Origin of the sequence: Salipiger sp. HF18 (assembly GCF_011806505.1) — a bacterium.
In the GTDB taxonomy this organism is placed as follows: Bacteria; Pseudomonadota; Alphaproteobacteria; order Rhodobacterales; family Rhodobacteraceae; genus Salipiger; species Salipiger thiooxidans.
Map to the genome: position 1 here is coordinate 1 of NZ_JAATOS010000735.1, position 1,478 is coordinate 1,478.

A 1,478-nucleotide genomic window follows, 5' to 3' on the forward strand; every position below is an offset into this window, starting at 1 on the left:
GTTCTACGGCCGCGCCTTCCACGTCACCTCCGATGTGCTCGACCCGCGCCCCGAAACCGAGACGCTGGTGGCCGAGGCGCTGTCCGCGCCTTTTGCACGCGTGCTCGACCTCGGCACCGGCACCGGCTGCATCCTGCTGACGCTGCTGGCCGAACGCACCGCCGCCACGGGCATCGGCACAGATCTCTCCGAGGCCGCGCTTGCGGTCGCCACGCGCAACCGCGACGCGCTCGGGCTCGAGGGGCGCGCCACGCTGGGGCAGGGCAGCTGGTTCGAGGCGCTCCCCGTGGGCAGCGGGCCTTTCGACCTGATCGTCTCGAACCCGCCCTACATCGCGCTCGACGAGATGGCGGGGCTTTCGCCCGAGGTCCGCGACCACGAGCCGCACATGGCCCTGACTGACGGTGGCGACGGGCTCGCCGCCTACCGCGCCATCACCCGTGGCGCACCCGCCCATCTTGCCCCCGGCGGGCGCCTGATGGTCGAGATCGGGCCCACTCAGGGGCCTGCGGTTGCAGCGCTGATGACCGGGGCGGGCCTTGCGGATGTGACGGTGCTGCAGGACCTCGACGACCGCGATCGCGTGGTCGCGGGACGGCTGCAAGCGGTTTGAGGCCGGGGCGCCGGGGATATCCGCCGGTTTCTGATATGTTTCCGTGCGTTTTTCCTTGTTTCCGGCTGCCGGACGTGATTATCAGGAGGGGTCGGAGCGGTGGATGCCTCTTGGCGGTCCCGCCCGACGTCAACCCAACATCGGTGTGACCTCTCATTCGAAAGGCGCCCAGGGCGCCGCAGGGTCACAGGGACAGTCAGACATATAAGGCTGATAGCAGAACACAATGCGATCCTCGAAATCCCGTTCGCGGTCGAAGAACAACCGCAACCGCAACTCGCTGGGCAATGTCGTCAACCGTGTGTTCGACAGCAGTGGCCCCGAGGGCAAGGTGCGCGGTACGCCGCAGCAGATCATCGACAAATACAACCAGCTGGCGCGTGACGCCGGGCTTGCTAACGACCGCGTGGCGGCCGAGAACTTCCAGCAGCACGCCGAGCATTACATGCGTATGCTCTCCGAGGCGCAGCGCGAGGTCGACCAGCGGCGCGAGCAGCAGGAGCGCGAGAACCGCGAGCGTCAGTCGCAGCGCGACAAGGAACGCTCGGACCGCGACAGCCAGCGCCCGGACCGTGACGACGACGCGTCTGCCTCGGCCCAGCCCGAGCAGCAGCAGCCGTCCGAAGAGCCCAAGGCGCAGCCGGAACCGCAGGCCGAGCCCCGCTCGGAACCCCGGGCCGAGCCGCGGTCGGAGCCCCGCTCCGAGAAGCGCGCGGATCCGCTGGGCGGAGAGCCTGCGGACCTCTTCGACATGGGTAGCGGCGACGACAGCGGCCTCGTGGAAACGCCTGAGAACCGCGAGAACACGGCGCCCTCCGGCGAGGAGAAGCCCAAGAAACCGCGCCGGCCCCGCAAGAAGCCCGAG

At 69.1% G+C, this 1,478-nt stretch carries 2 protein-coding genes; both read left to right on the forward strand.

Annotated elements, in window-relative coordinates:
• Positions 1-613: peptide chain release factor N(5)-glutamine methyltransferase (prmC, locus tag HC022_RS26400; RefSeq protein ID WP_167454363.1), on the forward strand; the 613-nt coding region annotated here is incomplete at its 5' end.
• Positions 614-839: 226 nt separating this feature from the next.
• Positions 840-1,478 (forward strand): DUF4167 domain-containing protein (locus HC022_RS26405; RefSeq protein ID WP_167454364.1); only part of this gene is annotated, 639 nt, incomplete at its 3' end.